This is a genomic window from Microbacterium oleivorans, assembly GCF_001691565.1.
Taxonomy (GTDB): Bacteria; Actinomycetota; Actinomycetes; order Actinomycetales; family Microbacteriaceae; genus Microbacterium; species Microbacterium oleivorans_B.
Genome location: NZ_MAYO01000003.1, coordinates 641,506 through 656,301, shown reverse-complemented (window position 1 = coordinate 656,301; position 14,796 = coordinate 641,506). Strand labels below are relative to the sequence as shown.

Annotated in this window: 13 protein-coding genes, 2 tRNA genes and 1 pseudogene; 14 read left to right on the top strand and 2 right to left on the bottom strand. The window is 68.5% G+C overall.

Going from position 1 to position 14,796, the window contains the following annotated elements:
• Nucleotides 1–24 precede the first annotated feature (24 nt).
• Nucleotides 25–1,323, top strand: a complete 1,299-nt coding sequence (locus BBA86_RS05960) for a M20/M25/M40 family metallo-hydrolase (protein WP_065570723.1) — start codon at nucleotides 25–27, stop codon at nucleotides 1,321–1,323.
• A gap of 9 nt (nucleotides 1,324–1,332) precedes the next feature.
• Nucleotides 1,333–2,166, top strand: coding sequence for an undecaprenyl-diphosphate phosphatase (locus BBA86_RS05955; protein ID WP_065570722.1), 834 nt, complete (start codon nucleotides 1,333–1,335; stop codon nucleotides 2,164–2,166).
• A gap of 10 nt (nucleotides 2,167–2,176) precedes the next feature.
• On the opposite strand, the gene BBA86_RS05950 is transcribed toward BBA86_RS05955, so the two are convergent.
• Nucleotides 2,177–3,040 carry a PAC2 family protein gene (locus tag BBA86_RS05950; RefSeq protein ID WP_065570721.1) on the bottom strand — a complete coding sequence of 288 codons (864 nt, stop codon included), beginning with the start codon at nucleotides 3,038–3,040 and terminating at the stop codon, nucleotides 2,177–2,179.
• Between the two features lie 78 nt (nucleotides 3,041–3,118).
• On the opposite strand from BBA86_RS05950, the gene BBA86_RS05945 reads away from it, so the two are divergent.
• From BBA86_RS05945 to BBA86_RS05910, 8 genes are all read left to right on the top strand, one after another.
• A complete protein-coding gene (locus BBA86_RS05945) occupies nucleotides 3,119–3,799 on the top strand; it encodes an HAD family hydrolase (protein ID WP_065570720.1) in 681 nt (226 codons plus the stop codon).
• A complete protein-coding gene (locus BBA86_RS05940; RefSeq protein WP_065570719.1) occupies nucleotides 3,796–4,809 on the top strand; it encodes a tRNA (adenine-N1)-methyltransferase in 1,014 nt (337 codons plus the stop codon). Before BBA86_RS05945 ends, BBA86_RS05940 begins: the two co-directional genes overlap by 4 nt.
• Before the next feature lie 4 nt (nucleotides 4,810–4,813).
• Entirely contained in the window at nucleotides 4,814–5,779 is a 966-nt protein-coding gene (locus BBA86_RS05935) for an FKBP-type peptidyl-prolyl cis-trans isomerase (RefSeq protein ID WP_065570718.1), read from the top strand.
• A gap of 44 nt (nucleotides 5,780–5,823) precedes the next feature.
• Nucleotides 5,824–6,822, top strand: coding sequence for a helix-turn-helix transcriptional regulator (locus BBA86_RS05930; RefSeq protein ID WP_065570717.1), 999 nt, complete (start codon nucleotides 5,824–5,826; stop codon nucleotides 6,820–6,822).
• Nucleotides 6,819–7,778 (top strand): helix-turn-helix transcriptional regulator, encoded by a 960-nt coding sequence (locus BBA86_RS05925; protein WP_065570716.1) that lies wholly within the window; start codon nucleotides 6,819–6,821, stop codon nucleotides 7,776–7,778. Before BBA86_RS05930 ends, BBA86_RS05925 begins: the two co-directional genes overlap by 4 nt.
• Before the next feature lie 61 nt (nucleotides 7,779–7,839).
• Complete coding sequence (tatA, locus tag BBA86_RS05920) at nucleotides 7,840–8,097, top strand: Sec-independent protein translocase subunit TatA (RefSeq protein WP_065570715.1); 258 nt, start codon at nucleotides 7,840–7,842, stop codon at nucleotides 8,095–8,097.
• 61 nt (nucleotides 8,098–8,158) lie between these two features.
• Nucleotides 8,159–8,914, top strand: a complete 756-nt coding sequence (tatC, locus tag BBA86_RS05915; protein WP_065572200.1) for a twin-arginine translocase subunit TatC — start codon at nucleotides 8,159–8,161, stop codon at nucleotides 8,912–8,914.
• Nucleotides 8,911–11,370, top strand: a complete 2,460-nt coding sequence (locus BBA86_RS05910; RefSeq protein ID WP_065570714.1) for a DEAD/DEAH box helicase — start codon at nucleotides 8,911–8,913, stop codon at nucleotides 11,368–11,370. Before tatC ends, BBA86_RS05910 begins: the two co-directional genes overlap by 4 nt.
• 16 nt (nucleotides 11,371–11,386) lie before the next feature.
• Here the strand turns inward: BBA86_RS05910 and BBA86_RS05905 are convergent.
• Nucleotides 11,387–11,460, bottom strand: a tRNA-Gly gene (locus BBA86_RS05905).
• 94 nt (nucleotides 11,461–11,554) lie between these two features.
• Here BBA86_RS05905 and BBA86_RS05900 point away from each other — a divergent pair.
• From BBA86_RS05900 to BBA86_RS05885, 4 genes and pseudogenes are all read left to right on the top strand, one after another.
• Nucleotides 11,555–11,628: transfer RNA gene (locus BBA86_RS05900), tRNA-Pro, on the top strand.
• Nucleotides 11,629–11,698: 70 nt separating this feature from the next.
• Nucleotides 11,699–13,234, top strand: coding sequence for a trigger factor (tig, locus tag BBA86_RS05895; RefSeq protein WP_065570713.1), 1,536 nt, complete (start codon nucleotides 11,699–11,701; stop codon nucleotides 13,232–13,234).
• A gap of 165 nt (nucleotides 13,235–13,399) precedes the next feature.
• A pseudogene (locus tag BBA86_RS05890) lies at nucleotides 13,400–13,996 on the top strand (ATP-dependent Clp protease proteolytic subunit); the annotation flags it as partial.
• A 17-nt stretch (nucleotides 13,997–14,013) separates the two neighbouring features.
• Nucleotides 14,014–14,679 (top strand): ATP-dependent Clp protease proteolytic subunit, encoded by a 666-nt coding sequence (locus BBA86_RS05885; protein WP_065570712.1) that lies wholly within the window; start codon nucleotides 14,014–14,016, stop codon nucleotides 14,677–14,679.
• Nucleotides 14,680–14,796 lie beyond the last annotated feature (117 nt).

Sequence of the window (14,796 nt, the reverse complement as noted above, 5' to 3'; positions counted from 1 at the left end):
GGCGCCGCGGGTAGCGTGGGGCGCATGTCCGCTCCCGACGATCTGCCCGAGGTCGCGCGCGTCGCCCGCGATCTGATCCGCTTCGACACGACGAACTACGGCGAAGGACGCGCGAACGGCGAGCGCGAGGCCGCCGAGTACGTCGGCGCGTACCTCGAGTCGCTCGGGCTGGTCCCGGAGTACTACGAGCCGATCCCGCGGCGCACGAACGTCGTCGCACGGGTGCCGGGACGCAACCCCGACAAGCCCGCGCTCATCTTGCACGGACATCTCGACGTCGTTCCCGCCGTGGCGGCCGACTGGAGCGTCGACCCCTTCGAGGGCGTCGTCGAGGACGGGATGCTGTGGGGCCGCGGCGCCGTCGACATGAAGGACATGGACGCCATGATCCTCACCTCGGTCGCCGAGCTGCTCAGGGCGGGGGAGAGGCCCGAGCGGGACCTCATCCTCGCTTTCTTCGCAGATGAGGAGAACGGCGGCGTCGAGGGCTCCCAGCTGGTCGTCCGCGACCGCGCCGAATGGTTCGCCGGCGCGACCGAGGCGATCAGCGAGGTCGGCGGCTACTCGATCGCCGTGGGGGACGAGCGCGCCTACCTGCTGCAGGTCGGCGAGAAGGCGCTCATCTGGATCCGGCTCCACGCCACGGGGCAGGCCGGGCACGGCAGTCGCCACCACCCCGACAACGCGGTGACCCGGCTCGCCGAGGCGGTCGCCGCACTCGGGCGCACCGGGTGGCCGATCGAACTCACCTCGACGACGCGTCAGCTCGTCGGATCGCTCGCCGACCTCTCGGGGACCCTGGCCGACGACCCCGACGCCGTCGCCGACACGGCGGGCGCGGCATCCGCCTTCCTGCGCTCGACCTTCCGGACGACCACCAACCCGACCGGTCTGACCGCCGGGTACAAGCACAATGTGATCCCGGATGCCGCGACCGCCGCGATCGACATCCGCACCCTGCCGGGGCACGAGGACGAGGTCCTCGCGCAGGTGCAGCGGATCGTCGGCGACGACATCCGCATCGAGGTCGTCCACCGCGACATCGGACTCGAGGTGCCGTTCGCCGGAGACCTCGTCGACGCGATGGTCGGCGCGCTGGGGCGCCATGATCCCGGAATCCCGGTCATCCCGTACCTTATGGGGGGAGGGACCGACAACAAGGCCCTCGCCGAGCTCGGCATCGCCGGGTTCGGGTTCGCGCCGCTGCGACTGCCCGCCGACCTCGACTTCACCGGGATGTTCCACGGTGTCGACGAACGCGTCCCGATCGACGCCCTCGTCTTCGGGCAGCGTGTGCTCACCGATCTGATCCGCACGTACTGAAAGGCCCCCATGTCGATCCTCGACGCCATCATCCTGGGTATCGTCCAGGGCCTGACAGAGTTCCTCCCGATCTCCTCGAGCGCGCATCTGCGCATCGTGGGGGAGTTCCTCCCCAACGCGCAGGACCCTGGTGCGACGTTCACCGCCATCACGCAGATCGGCACCGAGCTCGCGGTCCTGGTCTACTTCTGGAACCGCATCGTGCGGATCGTCGCCGCATGGGCGAAGTCGCTCACCGGGCGGGTGCCGCGCAACGATCCCGACGCCCGTATGGGATGGATCGTCATCATCGGCACGATCCCGATCGGCGTGCTCGGCTTCCTGTTCCAGGATGTCATCCGCGACACCTTCCGGAACCTCTGGCTCGTGGCGATCGTCCTGATCGTCTTCGGAATCATCCTCGGCATCGCCGATGCGCTCGGAAAGCGTGTTCGCACCGAGAAGGACCTCACCATCGGACACGGGCTCACCCTCGGCGTCGCCCAGTCGCTGGCCCTCGTCCCCGGAGTCTCGCGCTCGGGGGCCACGACGACGGCCGCTCTGGCCATGGGCTACACGCGTCCCGCCGCTGCCGAGGTCGCATTCCTCCTCGCCGTCCCGGCCGTCTTCGGCAGCGGTCTGTACGAGCTGCTCCAGGCGATCCGCGAGCCCGGTCAGTCGCCGTTCACCCTGGGCGAGACCGCGATCGCCACGGCGGTCTCGTTCGGCGTCGGTCTCGTCGTGATCGCCTACCTGATGCGGTACCTCAAGCGCGGCAGCTTCCTGCCGTTCGTGCTCTACCGGGTGATCCTCGGCGTCGTGCTTCTCATCCTGCTCGCCTTCGGCGTCCTGCAGGCCTACTGAGCCGGGGCCGTCAGCGGCGCGGGTCGTCCTTCGGCCCGCGCGGGCCGTCGCCCCGTCGGCGGAGGTAGCGCTCGAACTCCTGCGCGATCGCGTCGCCGGATGCTTCGGGTGAGTCCCAGGCGTCGCGCGCGGTCTCGAGCTGGCGGATGTACTCCGTCATCTCCTCGTCGTCGGCGGCGGCCGCATCCACCGACGCCTCCCAGGCGAGGGCGTCCGCGGGCAGGCTGCCGCGCGTGACCGTGGTGCCGGTGATCTCCTCGAGCTTGTCGAGGAGGGCCAGCGTCGCCTTCGGCGACGGCGTGTGGCCGGCGACGTAGTGGGGGATGCTCGCCCAGAGCCCGGCGGTAGGGATGCCGGCGGCCTCGCCCGCGGCGGCGAGCGCGGACAGGATGCCCACGGGGCCTTCGTACGTCGATCGCTCGAGTCCGAGCGATGAGCGGAGGTCCTCGTTCTCGGAACCGGCGAACACCGAGATCGGGCGGGTGTGGGGGACGTCGCTCATCATCGAGCCGAGGGCGACGATGCCGGTGATGTCCTCGCGGAGGGCGGCATCGATGAACTCGGCCGAGAACGCCTGCCAGGCGCGCGCCGGTTCGGTTCCCGTCAGGAGCCAGAGATCGGGTCCGTCCTCCCGGGGGGCCACCGGCCGCCAGAGCGTCGCGTCGGGCCAGACCAGGCGACGGGAGCCGTCGGCATCCAGCTGCATCTGCGGCCGCGTGTACTGGTAGTCGAAGTACAGCTCCGGGTCGACACCGAACACCTTCTCGAACGTCCCCGCCGTCCGCAGCTGAGAGGCCGCGGCGGTCGCCGCCTCTCCGGCATCGTTCCAGCCGTCGACGGCGATCACGAGCACCCGCTGTCCCAGTCCCTGCACGGACGTCCTCTCTGTCGGTACCCCCACGATACGCCGCTGCCCACGGGGCGGGCGGATGCCCTCGCGTAGCATTGACCGGTGACTTCCCCCCTCCCCGCCGCAGTCCTCTGGGACATGGACGGCACCCTCGTCGACACCGAGCCGTACTGGATGGCCGCCGAGACCCCGCTCGTCGAGCGGTTCGGCGGCACCTGGACCCACGAGGACGGTCTGGGGATGGTCGGACTCGGTCTCGAGGACGCCGCTCGCATCCTGCAGGGCGCCGGTGTCCGCATGGAGGTCCATGAGATCGTCGCCCACCTGACCGACGAGGTCATGCGCCAGTTGCGCGAGGAGGGCGTGCCCTTCCGTCCCGGCGCGCGCGAACTGCTGCGCGGACTGCGCGACGCCGGGATCCCGACCGCCCTCGTGACGATGTCGATGAGCCGCATGGCGCGGAGCATCACAGAGCTCATCGATTTCGAGGCGTTCGACGTCGTCATCGGGGGCGACGAGGTCGCGCGCCCCAAGCCGCATCCGGACCCCTACCTGCAGGCCTGCGCGGCACTGGGCGTGGACCCCGGCGACACGGTCGCCTTCGAGGACTCGATCACCGGCGCACGTTCGGCGATCGCCGCCGGCGCGGCGACCGTCGGCATCCCGCACATGGTCTCCCTCGACGAGGTCGGCGCGCACGAGCTCTGGCCGACGCTCGAAGGCCGGACGGTGGCCGACGTCGCCGCGGTGCTCGCCCGCGTGCGGCAGGGGGTCGGGGCATGACCGCCGATCTGCGTCCGAGCGGACCGTTCCGCGTCGGAGACCGCGTGCAGCTGACGGGCCCGAAGGGTCGACTGCACACGGTCACCCTCCGCGAGGGCGGCGAGCTGCACACGCACCACGGCGTACTCCGCCACGAGGGGATCATCGGTCAGCCCGACGGATCGGTCGTCGTCAACAGCGGCGGCCACGAGTACCTGGCGCTGCGGCCCCTGCTCCGCGACTTCGTCATGTCGATGCCTCGCGGTGCGGCCATCGTCTACCCGAAGGATGCCGCGCAGATCCTCGCCTCCGCCGACATCTTCCCCGGCGCCACCGTCGTCGAGGCCGGTGTCGGATCGGGCGCGCTCTCGCTGTGGCTGCTCCGTGCGATCGGTCCGTCCGGGCGTCTGCTCTCCTTCGAGCGGCGCGAGGAGTTCTCGGAGGTCGCCGAGGCGAACGTCGAGACCTTTCTGGGGCACTACCCGGAATCGTGGCAGGTCGTCGTCGGAGATCTGGGGGAGAAGCTCCCGGAGGCCACCGAGCCGGGCAGCGTCGATCGCGTCGTGCTCGACATGCTGGCGCCGTGGGAGTGCATCGACGTCGTCGCCGAAGCGCTGACGCCCGGCGGCGTCGTCCTCTGCTACATCGCGACGGCGACGCAGCTCAGCCGTGTCGCGGAGTACATCAGGCATTCGGGGCTGTTCACCGAGCCCGAGGCGACCGAGACGATGGTGCGCGGATGGCACGTCGAAGGGCTCGCCGTGCGCCCCGACCACCGCATGGTCGCCCACACCGGGTTCCTGCTCACGGCTCGACGCCTCGCACCCGGCGCGATGCCGCCGGACGTCCGCAAACGTGCGCTCAAGAAGCCGTCCTATGCGGATGAGGACGTCGAGGCCTGGACTCCCGGCGCGGTAGGGGACCGCGAGATCACCGACAAGAATCTCCGCAAGCGCGTGCGCGACGCGCAACGCGCCGTGGAGGGTGCGCGTCAGGCTGCCGAGGATCGCTCCGACGAGACCGTAGACTGAACCAATGCGTCAGATCCCCGCTGCCGTGGCCGTTATCGGCCTGACCGCCCTGGCCCTCGTCGGGTGCGCCCCGACCGGTCCCGCAGACGGCGGTTGCGAGCGCGTGACCGCGCCCGCGTCCTCGCTCGACCTCGTTGACGTCTCGGGTGCGCAGGGATCGCCGACGGCGAAGACGACCGATCCGGTCTACGTCACGAAGACCTCGTACACCGATCTCGCCAAGGGTGAGGGCACGCCGATCACGACCAGCAAGCAGGACGTGCAGCTCGGCCTCACGCTGCTGAACGGGGCGACGGGCCAGACGATCCTCTCGGCGCCCACCAAGCTCATCCAGCTGAGCGTCCTCGAGCAGTCCTTCCCGACCATCGGGAAGGCCCTGGACTGCGCCCGGCCCGGTGCGCGCGTCGTCACGGCGATGCCCGCGAAGGACGTCAACCCGGCGTTCGCGGAGCAGGCCCGGCTGCCCGAGAGTGCATCCGTGGTCCTCGTCGTCGACGTGAACACGGTGTTCCTCCCGGCGGCGAACGGCGTTCCTCAGTACGTCGACGGCAGCAACGTCCCGACCGTGGTCCTGGCACCGGACGGCACTCCCGGAATCATCGTCCCCGATGCGGCCCCGCCGAAGGACCTGGTCGTCAAGACCCTGAAGAAGGGCGACGGCGAGAAGATCACCGCCGACTCCACCCCCCGACTGCAGTACACCGGGGTTCTCTGGAAGACCGGAGAGGTGTTCGATTCGACGTGGGAGAAGGGCTCGCCGGTCACCCTCTCGATGAAGAACGTCGTCAAGGGGTTCGCGGACGCGCTGGAAGGCCAGACGGTGGGTTCGCAGGTGCTCGTCGTCATCCCGCCGAGCCTCGGATACGGCGACCAGAGCTCGGGAACCATCCCGGCCAAATCGACCCTCGTCTTCGTGATCGACATCCTCGGGATCGACACCAGTGAGGACGCGCAGAGCGCGACACAGTGAGTCCGGGCGGGGCCGCATGGCGGCTCCGCGCCTAGGATTGCCGTGTGCCCACTGAACCGCTCCGCAGCGCGCCCGAGGAACGACTCGTCAACCTCGTCGTCGCCCTGCTGGCCACGGAACAGGGCCTGACGAAGGACACGATCCTCTCCTCGGTCTCGGGTTACCGGGAGCAGGGTGCTGCGGGTGCGTCGAAGGATGCACTCGAGAAGATGTTCGAACGCGACAAGGACAGTCTGCGTTCCCTCGGTGTGCCCATCGAGACCATCGGCGACTATGCCGATCCCGACGATCTCCGTGAGGCCCGGTACCGGGTCCCCACATCGGAGTACTCGCTTCCGGTGGACATCGACTTCACTCCAGCCGAGATCGCCGTCCTCAATCTCGCCAGCGGAGTCTGGGGGGAGACGTCCATGTCGGCGTCCGCGCGCAGCGGACTGCGCAAGATCCAGGCTCTCGGCATCGAGGTCGACGCGCCGATCATCGGATACGCGCCGCGCATCAGCTTGCGCGAGCCGTCTTTCGCCCCGCTGCAGCGTGCGATCGAACAGGCGCGCGTGGTCGAGTTCGACTACATCAAGGGCGGGTCGGATGCCGCTCATCGTCGGCGCGTGCAGCCGTGGGCGCTCGTCGAGTACGACGGGCGATGGCACGTCTACGGGTTCGATGCGCGCCAGGACGCCGAGCGGACGTTCCTGCTCTCGCGCATCGCATCGGACGTCGTCGTCACGCGGACGTCGTTCGATCTGGCGCTTCGCGAAGGAGCGGGCGAGAAGGCGCTCGCGGGGCTCCGGGCCGTCGCCGACAGGCAGCAGGCGCGACTGCAGGTGGAGCCGGGCACCGAGGCGGTCCTGCGTCTTCATCGTCGCGCCGTGGGCGAAGACGACACCGGATGCCTCGTCCCCTACGTCGACGCCCAGATCTTCGCCGATGAACTCGCGTCCTACGGTCCCGAGGTGCGTGTGATCGACCCGCCCGAACTCGCCGAAGTGGTCGCGGCGCGATTGCGTCGCGCACGTGACCTGCACACGGAGGCAGGCGGATGAGGGCGCAACCGCTGGTCGCGACCGATCGCGCCTCCCTCATCCTGCAGCTCGTTCCCTACCTGATCTCCAAGGGTGAGGTCACCGTCGTCGATGCGGCGCGCGACTTCGACGTCGAGCCGGCGGAGATGCGGTCGATGGTCGAGAAGCTGACGGTGATCGGGCTTCCCGGCGACGGCGGTTTCTGGCAGATGGCGAACGATCTCTTCGACATCGACTGGGACCTCCTCGACGAGCAGGACACGATCTCCATCACCAACGCTGTCGGACTCGAGCGGACCCCGCGGCTCACCGCCCGCGAGGCGGCGGCGTTGCTCGCCGGCCTGCAGATGGCGGCGAGTCTTCCGGGTGTCGGGGACAGCGGTGTCGTCCAGGGGCTCCTGGCGAAGCTCGCCGCGGGAGCATCGAGCGCACCCGCGGAGGTCATCGTCGCGACACCGGTCGTCGACGACGTGCGAACGACCGTAGCCGAGGCCGTGCAGCGAGGGGTGGCGGTGTCCTTCGCGTACCGCGCCCCCGACGCGCCCGTGACGACGCGCACCGTCGACCCCGTCAAGGTCCACATCGCCGACGGCCAGTGGTATCTCCAGGGATGGTGTCACCTGCGTCAGGCGATCCGTACTTTCCACCTCGATCGCGTGTCGGATGTGGTGCTCACCGACATCCCGAGCACCCATCAGTCAGACGCGTTGCCCGGACTGTTCGAACCGGGTGAGACCGACGTGGTCGTCGAGCTCCGGTGTCGCAAGGACGTCGTGCCTCTTCTCGGCGAGTTCGCGGCGCGCGCCGTGGTGCGCGGCAAGGGCGAGTTCCGCACCGTGAGCCTCCGGGTCGGTGATGAGCGCAGTCTCAAGCGGCTCGCGGCGCGGCTCGGGGGTGACGTCGAGATCGTCTCACCCGCATCGGCACGAGAGGCTGCGCGCGCCTGGGCGGATGCCGGGCTCGCCCAGTACAGCTGAGGGTCTCTGTTCACCTGAGGCGGTTAGACTGAGGTGAAACCCCGACCCCGAGGAGTTCGACATGGCCGGCTTGCAAGGATGGCACCTGATCGTCGTTCTGTTGGTGATCCTGCTGCTCTTCGGAGCGGCGAAGCTGCCCGCGCTCGCGCGGAGCGTCGGCCAGTCCGCCCGTGTGTTCAAGGGTGAGATGAAGGCGATGAAGGAAGAGGACGGTACGGCCGAGACGCCGACCCATCAGCAGCCTCAGGCGCCGACGCCGGTGACCGGCCTGACGCCTCCGCCCGCGCAGGGCCCGTCGCAGGGCCCCACCTCTTCCTGACGCGGTGACGACGACCGATCGGGACGCCGCCACCGACGACGCCCCTCTCCGGGACAAGCGGATGTCGCTCGGCGACCATCTCCGCGAATTCCGCAAGCGGCTCATCATCGCCGCGGTGGCGCTCGTCGTCGGGATGATCGTCTCCTTCGCACTCGGTGATGCGATCATCTGGGCGATCACCGAACCCATCCGGGTCGTGGCAGAGGAACGCGGCCAAGAGAACGCCGTCACCCTCATGTTCGCGACGGTCACCTCCGCGTTCGACCTCCGCATCCGGATCGCTTTCGCCGTCGGTCTTCTCATCTCCGCCCCGGTCTGGCTCTGGCAGATCTGGGCTTTCCTCATGCCGGGCCTGACCCGCAAGGAAGTCCGCTACACGATCGGTTTCGTCGCGGCAGCCGTTCCGTTGTTCTTCGCCGGCGCGTTCACAGGGTGGCTGATCCTCCCTCACCTGGTCGAGCTCATGGCCGGCTTCACGCCGGATGGTGCCTCGAATTTCTACGACGCGAAGTACTACTACGACTTCGTCTTCAAGCTTCTGATCGTCGTCGGCGTCTCCTACGTGACGCCCGTCTTCCTCGTGGCGCTCAACCTGGCCGGTGTTATGACGGGGCGGGAGATCATGAAGGGCTGGCGAGTGGCGATCGTGATCGCGACGGTGTTCGCCGGAGCGGCGACGCCCTCCGCTGACGTCGTCAGCATGCTCATCCTGGCCGCGATCCTCACGGTCCTCTTCTTCGCTGCAGCGGGCCTGTCGATGCTGTTCGACCGCCGCAAGCGCAAGCGCGAGACTGAGCTCCTCGGCTCGATCGCATGACCGACTTCGCGGCACGGTACGCACGCGCGACGTCCGACCGTCGGCATCCGATCTCGGCGTCGTTCGCGGACGCACAGAAGTTCGACCTCGATCCGTTCCAGGTCGAGGGGTGTCACGCGCTCGAAGACGGTCGGAGCGTGCTCGTCGCCGCGCCCACGGGCGCCGGAAAGACGATCGTCGGCGAGTTCGCGATCCACCTCGCGATGCGCGAACCGGGGGACAAAGCCTTCTACACGACGCCGATGAAGGCGTTGTCGAACCAGAAGTTCCGAGAGCTGCAGGAGGTCTACGGCGAGGACGAGGTCGGTCTCCTCACCGGCGACACGAACATCAACGGCAACGCCCGCGTCGTGGTGATGACGACCGAGGTGCTCCGCAACATGCTGTACGCGGACTCACCCGCTCTCCGAGGGCTCCGGTACGTCGTCATGGACGAGGTGCACTACCTCGCCGACCGGTTCCGGGGTCCGGTGTGGGAGGAAGTCATCCTGCACCTGCCACCCGCCGTGCGGCTGGTGTCGTTGTCGGCCACCGTGTCGAACGCCGAGGAGTTCGGCGACTGGCTCGACACGGTGCGCGGCGACACTGCCGTCATCGTCTCCGAGACCCGCCCCGTGCCGCTCGAGCAGCACGTCCTCGTTCGCGGCGACCTCTTGCCGCTCTTCGACGACCGCGCCGGCGTTGCCACCGCGCAGGTCAATCAGGAGCTCACGCGCATCCGCTCGCCGAAGGGAGCCACCTACGAGAACAACCGCCGTGCGATGGAGTACCGCTCCGGAGGCGATCAGGAACGACGCCGGCCCTACCGCGGCGGCAAGCGGGCGATCAGGCCGTCGACGGCGGCACGGATCGAGCGGATGGACCGGCCGCAGGTGGTCGAACTGCTGGGGCGATCCAACCTCCTGCCGGCGATCTTCTTCATCTTCAGCCGCGTCGGATGCGACGCCGCGGTCCAGCAGGTGCGCCGCGCGGGAGTCCGGCTGACCGACACTGCCGAACGCGACGAGATCCGAGCGATCATCGACGAGCGTCTGCAGCCGTTGCAGGACGAGGATCTCGCCGTCCTCGGCTACTGGGAGTGGCGGGAGAATCTCGAACGCGGCGTCGCGGCGCACCACGCCGGCATGCTGCCTGCGTTCAAGGAAGTCGTCGAAGAGCTCTTCCGCCGCAAGCTCGTCAAGGTGGTCTTCGCGACCGAGACCCTCGCGCTCGGCATCAACATGCCGGCGCGTACCGTCGTCCTCGAGAAGCTCGAGAAGTTCAACGGCGAGGCGCGCGTCGCCATCACCTCCGGCGAGTACACGCAGCTGACCGGTCGCGCCGGCCGGCGAGGCATCGACGTCGAAGGCCACGCGGTCGTCCAGTGGACCGAGTCCCTCGACCCGCAGGCCGTCGCCGCTCTCGCGTCCCGTCGCACCTATCCGTTGAACTCGAGCTTCCGTCCGACCTACAACATGGCGGTCAACCTGATCGACCAGTTCGGCCGGGACCGGGCGCGCGAGATCCTCGAGTCCTCGTTCGCCCAGTTCCAAGCGGACCGCGCCGTCGTCGGGCTCGCTCGTCAGGTGAAGGATGCCGAGGCCTCCCTCGCCGGCTACGAGAAGGCGATGACGTGCGATCGGGGGGACTTCGCCGAATACTCCGGCATCCGTCGCGATCTCAGCGACGCGGAGAAGCTCAACAGAGCCGACCGCACTGCTCCCGCCCGCATCCGTCAGCAGCGTCAGAACGAGATCGAATCGCTGCGGCGTCGGATGCAGCGGCATCCGTGTCATTCCTGCCCGGACCGCGAGAATCACGCGCGCTGGGCCGAGCGGTACTGGAAGCTGAGGCGCCGGACGGATCGCACGCGACGCGACATCGAAACCCGCACGGGGACCGTTGCGCGGATCTTCGACCGCATCATCGACGTGCTCGCGGAACTGAACTACGTCGCCTTCGACGACGGCGCCGCGGCTCTGACGGACGCCGGACGGACGATGCGCCGCATCTACGGTGAGCGGGACCTGCTCGTCGCAGAGTCGCTTAGGCGGGGGCTGTGGCGAGACCTCGACCCTGCGGGACTCGCTGCCCTCGCGTCGTGCCTCGTGTACGAGCCCCGGCGGGACGAAGCAGGGGAGTTCCGGCTGCCTCGCGGACCGTTCCGCGACGCGCTCACCAAGACGCAGGACCTCTGGAGTCGTCTCGACGACCTGGAGCAGGAGCACCGCCTGCCGGGCACGGAGCCCCTCGCAACGGGGCTCGCCCAGCCGATGAACTCCTGGGCGCGTGGCGCGTCTCTCGACGTCGCCCTCACGGAGGCGGACATGGCGGCCGGTGACTTCGTGCGCTGGACGAAGCAGACGATCGACCTGCTCGACCAGCTCTCGATCGTCGCGGACGCCGACGTGGCGGTGACGGCCCGGAAGGCTCTGGACGCCGTCCGGCGGGGGATCGTCGCCTACAGCTCGGTGTGAGCAGCGGGGCGGTACGTGGAGGGGATGACGGGAATCGAACCCGCGTAATCAGTTTGGAAGACTGAGGCTCTACCATTGAGCTACATCCCCGACGACGCTGAGGACAGCGCCTCGACGAGTGTAGCGGACATGGTCGGCTAGACTTACCAACGGCCGTTTTTCGGCGCTCGCCAGCGTGCGCGCCCGGGGCGTAGCTCAGCTTGGTAGAGCGCCCGCTTTGGGAGCGGGAGGCCGCAGGTTCAAATCCTGTCGCCCCGACAACGGCCCCACGAACCCAGATCACCGAACGGACGCGCGTGTACGCGGCCGGACAAGGAGAACGACAGGCATGGTCACCAGCACCGTCGAGCAGCTCAGCCCCACCCGGGTGAAGCTCCACATCACGGTCACCCCGGAGGAGCTCAAGCCGAGCATCTCCCACGCGTACGAGCACATCGCGCAGGACGTGCAGATCCCCGGTTTCCGCAAGGGCAAGGTCCCGGCGCCGATCATCGACCAGCGCATCGGTCGCGAGGCCGTCCTCGAGCACGCCGTCAGCGAAGGCCTCGACGTCTTCTACCGTGAGGCCGTCACGGCCAACGACGTCCGCATCGTCGGCCGTCCCGCCGCGGAGATCGTCGAGTGGCCGAGCACGAAGGACTTCTCCGGCGACCTCAAGGTCGAGGTCGAGGTGGACGTCCGCCCCGAGTTCGACCTTCCCTCCTACGACGAGATCACCATCGAGGTCGACGCCGTCGAGACCGATGAGGCTGCCGTGGACGCCGAACTCGACAAGCTCCGCAGCCGCTTCGGCACGCTCGTGACCGTCGACCGTCCCGCCAAGGCCGGTGACTTCGTCGAGCTCGACCTCGTCGCCACGATCGAGGGCAACGAGATCGACCGCGCCGAAGGCGTCTCCTACGAGGTCGGCTCGGGCGAACTGCTCGAGGGCATCGATGAGGCCGTCGAGTCGCTCACCGCCGGTGAGGACACCACGTTCCGCTCGAAGCTCGTCGGCGGCGACCACGCCGGTGAAGAGGCCGAGGTCGCCGTGACCGTCAAGGCCGTCAAGGAGCGCGAGCTCCCCGAGGCCGACGACGACTTCGCGCAGGTCGCGTCCGAGTTCGACACGATCGACGAGCTCCGCGAGAGCCTGGTCGAGCGCGTCTCGGAGCAGGCCGTGTTCACGCAGGGCTCCGCCGCGCGCGACAAGCTCATCGAGGCCCTGATCGAGAAGGCGGACATCCCCGTTCCCGCCAAGCTCGTCGAGGACGAGGTCCACACCCACCTCGAGGGTGAGGGTCGCCTCGAAGACGACGTGCACCGCGCCGAGGTGACCGAGGCGAGCGAGAAGCAGTTCCGCACGCAGATGATCCTCGACAAGATCGCTGAGAAGCACGAGGTTCAGGTCTCCCAGGAGGAGCTCACCCAGTACCTCATCCAGTCGTCGGCGCAGTACGGCATGTCGCCGCAGGACTTCGTCAACGCGCTGCAGGAGGGCAACCAGATCCCGATGATGGTCGGTGAGGTCGCCCGCAACAAGGCCCTCGCCGTCGCTCTGGGCAAGGTGAACGTCGTCGACACCAACGGCAAGAAGGTGGACCTGGCCGGCTTCGCCGCGGAGGACGACGAGGCTGCGGACGAGGCCACCGAGGCAGCGGACGAGAAGCCCGCCAAAAAGGCCCCCGCGAAGAAGGCTCCGGCCAAGAAGCCCGCTGCGAAGAAGACGGACGACGCCGACGACGCCGCGGACGAGAAGCCCGCCGCCAAGAAGGCGCCGGCTCGCAAGCCCGCCGCCAAGAAGGCCGACGCGGATGCGGCCGAGGAGCCCGCGAAGAAGGCTCCCGCCAAGCGCGCCACCAAGAAGGCCGCTGACAGCGAGTGAACCCGATCGACGGGCGGTGGGGCTTTCGGGCCCCGCCGCCCGTCGCCGTTTCCGCGCGCGTCCCGAGGCGCGACAGTCCGTCGATGCCGCCAGTGGTATGCCCACGGCGAACACGGGCGAGGCGTTCGGAGCGCGCCACTAGATTCGAAGCACGAACACGAATCCAGGAGAGCATCCATGGCTGAACCCCTTATGGCGACCAGTGTCTTCGACCGGCTGCTGAAGGACCGAATCATCTGGCTCGGTTCCGAGGTGCGCGACGAGAACGCGAACGAGATCTGCGCCAAGATCCTGCTGCTCGCGGCCGAGGATTCCGAGAAGGACATCTACCTCTACATCAACTCGCCGGGCGGTTCGATCACCGCGGGCATGGCGATCTACGACACGATGCAGTTCGTGCCCAATGACATCGTCACCGTCGGCATCGGGATGGCGGCCTCCATGGGCCAGCTCCTGCTGACCAGCGGCACCAAGGGCAAGCGCTACATCACGCCCAATGCCCGCGTTCTGCTGCACCAGCCTCACGGCGGCTTCGGCGGCACCGCGAGCGACATCCAGACCCAGGCGCAGCTCATCATCTCGATGAAGAACCGTCTCGCGGAGATCACGTCGGCGCAGACCGGCAAGTCGGTCGAGCAGATCAACGCCGACGGTGACCGGGACCGCTGGTTCACCGCCGAGGAGGCCCTCGAGTACGGCTTCGTCGACCACATCCGTGAGCACGCTGCCGACGTCGCCGGCGGCGGCGGGACCGAGAACTGAGCGTCGGAGGACAACGCATGAACACCCCCATCTTCGGTCGCGCGCAGAGCGACATGATGCCCTCGAGCCGGTACATCCTGCCGCAGTTCGAGGAGCGCACCGCCTACGGCTACAAGCGTCAGGACCCGTACAACAAGCTGTTCGAAGACCGCGTGATCTTCCTCGGTGTGCAGGTCGACGACGCATCCGCCGACGATGTCATGGCCCAGCTGCTGGTCCTCGAATCGATGGACCCGGATCGCGACATCATCATGTACATCAACTCGCCCGGTGGCTCGTTCACCGCGATGACCGCGATCTACGACACGATGCAGTACATCTCGCCCCAGGTGTCGACGGTCGTTCTGGGACAGGCTGCCTCGGCGGCATCCGTCCTGCTCGCCGCCGGCGCTCCCGGAAAGCGTCTCGCGCTCCCGAACGCCCGCATCTTGATGCACCAGCCCGCCGTCGGCGAGTCGGGACACGGTCAGGCCTCGGATATCGAGATCCAGGCCGCGGAGATCCTCCGCATGCGCACCTGGCTCGAGGAGACGATGGCTCACCACACCAACCGCTCCGTCGAGCAGGTGAACAAGGACATCGACCGCGACAAGATCCTCTCCGCGCAGGAAGCGCTGGAGTACGGGATCGTCGACCAGGTGCTCACCTCGCGCAAGCGGACGCCGCCGGCCATCACGGCCTGACGCCCGCCAGACGACGCCCCGCTGATCCGTCAGCGGGGCGTCGTCGTCCACACCCGTGTCGCAATCCGCCCGGTGTCCGGATCTGCGATTAGGCTCGACTGCACCAGCACGATTCCT

Bases quoted from the DNA above. Each gene is read 5' to 3' on its own strand.
- BBA86_RS05960 (WP_065570723.1), top strand. From the start codon at position 25: ATGTCCGCTCCCGACGATCTGCCCGAGGTCGCGCGCGTCGCCCGCGAT.
- BBA86_RS05955 (WP_065570722.1), top strand. From the start codon at position 1,333: ATGTCGATCCTCGACGCCATCATCCTGGGTATCGTCCAGGGCCTGACA.
- BBA86_RS05940 (WP_065570719.1), top strand. From the start codon at position 3,796: ATGACCGCCGATCTGCGTCCGAGCGGACCGTTCCGCGTCGGAGACCGC.
- BBA86_RS05935 (WP_065570718.1), top strand. From the start codon at position 4,814: ATGCGTCAGATCCCCGCTGCCGTGGCCGTTATCGGCCTGACCGCCCTG.
- BBA86_RS05925 (WP_065570716.1), top strand. From the start codon at position 6,819: ATGAGGGCGCAACCGCTGGTCGCGACCGATCGCGCCTCCCTCATCCTG.
- tatA (WP_065570715.1), top strand. From the start codon at position 7,840: ATGGCCGGCTTGCAAGGATGGCACCTGATCGTCGTTCTGTTGGTGATC.
- tatC (WP_065572200.1), top strand. From the start codon at position 8,159: ATGTCGCTCGGCGACCATCTCCGCGAATTCCGCAAGCGGCTCATCATC.
- BBA86_RS05910 (WP_065570714.1), top strand. From the start codon at position 8,911: ATGACCGACTTCGCGGCACGGTACGCACGCGCGACGTCCGACCGTCGG.
- tig (WP_065570713.1), top strand. From the start codon at position 11,699: ATGGTCACCAGCACCGTCGAGCAGCTCAGCCCCACCCGGGTGAAGCTC.
- BBA86_RS05885 (WP_065570712.1), top strand. From the start codon at position 14,014: ATGAACACCCCCATCTTCGGTCGCGCGCAGAGCGACATGATGCCCTCG.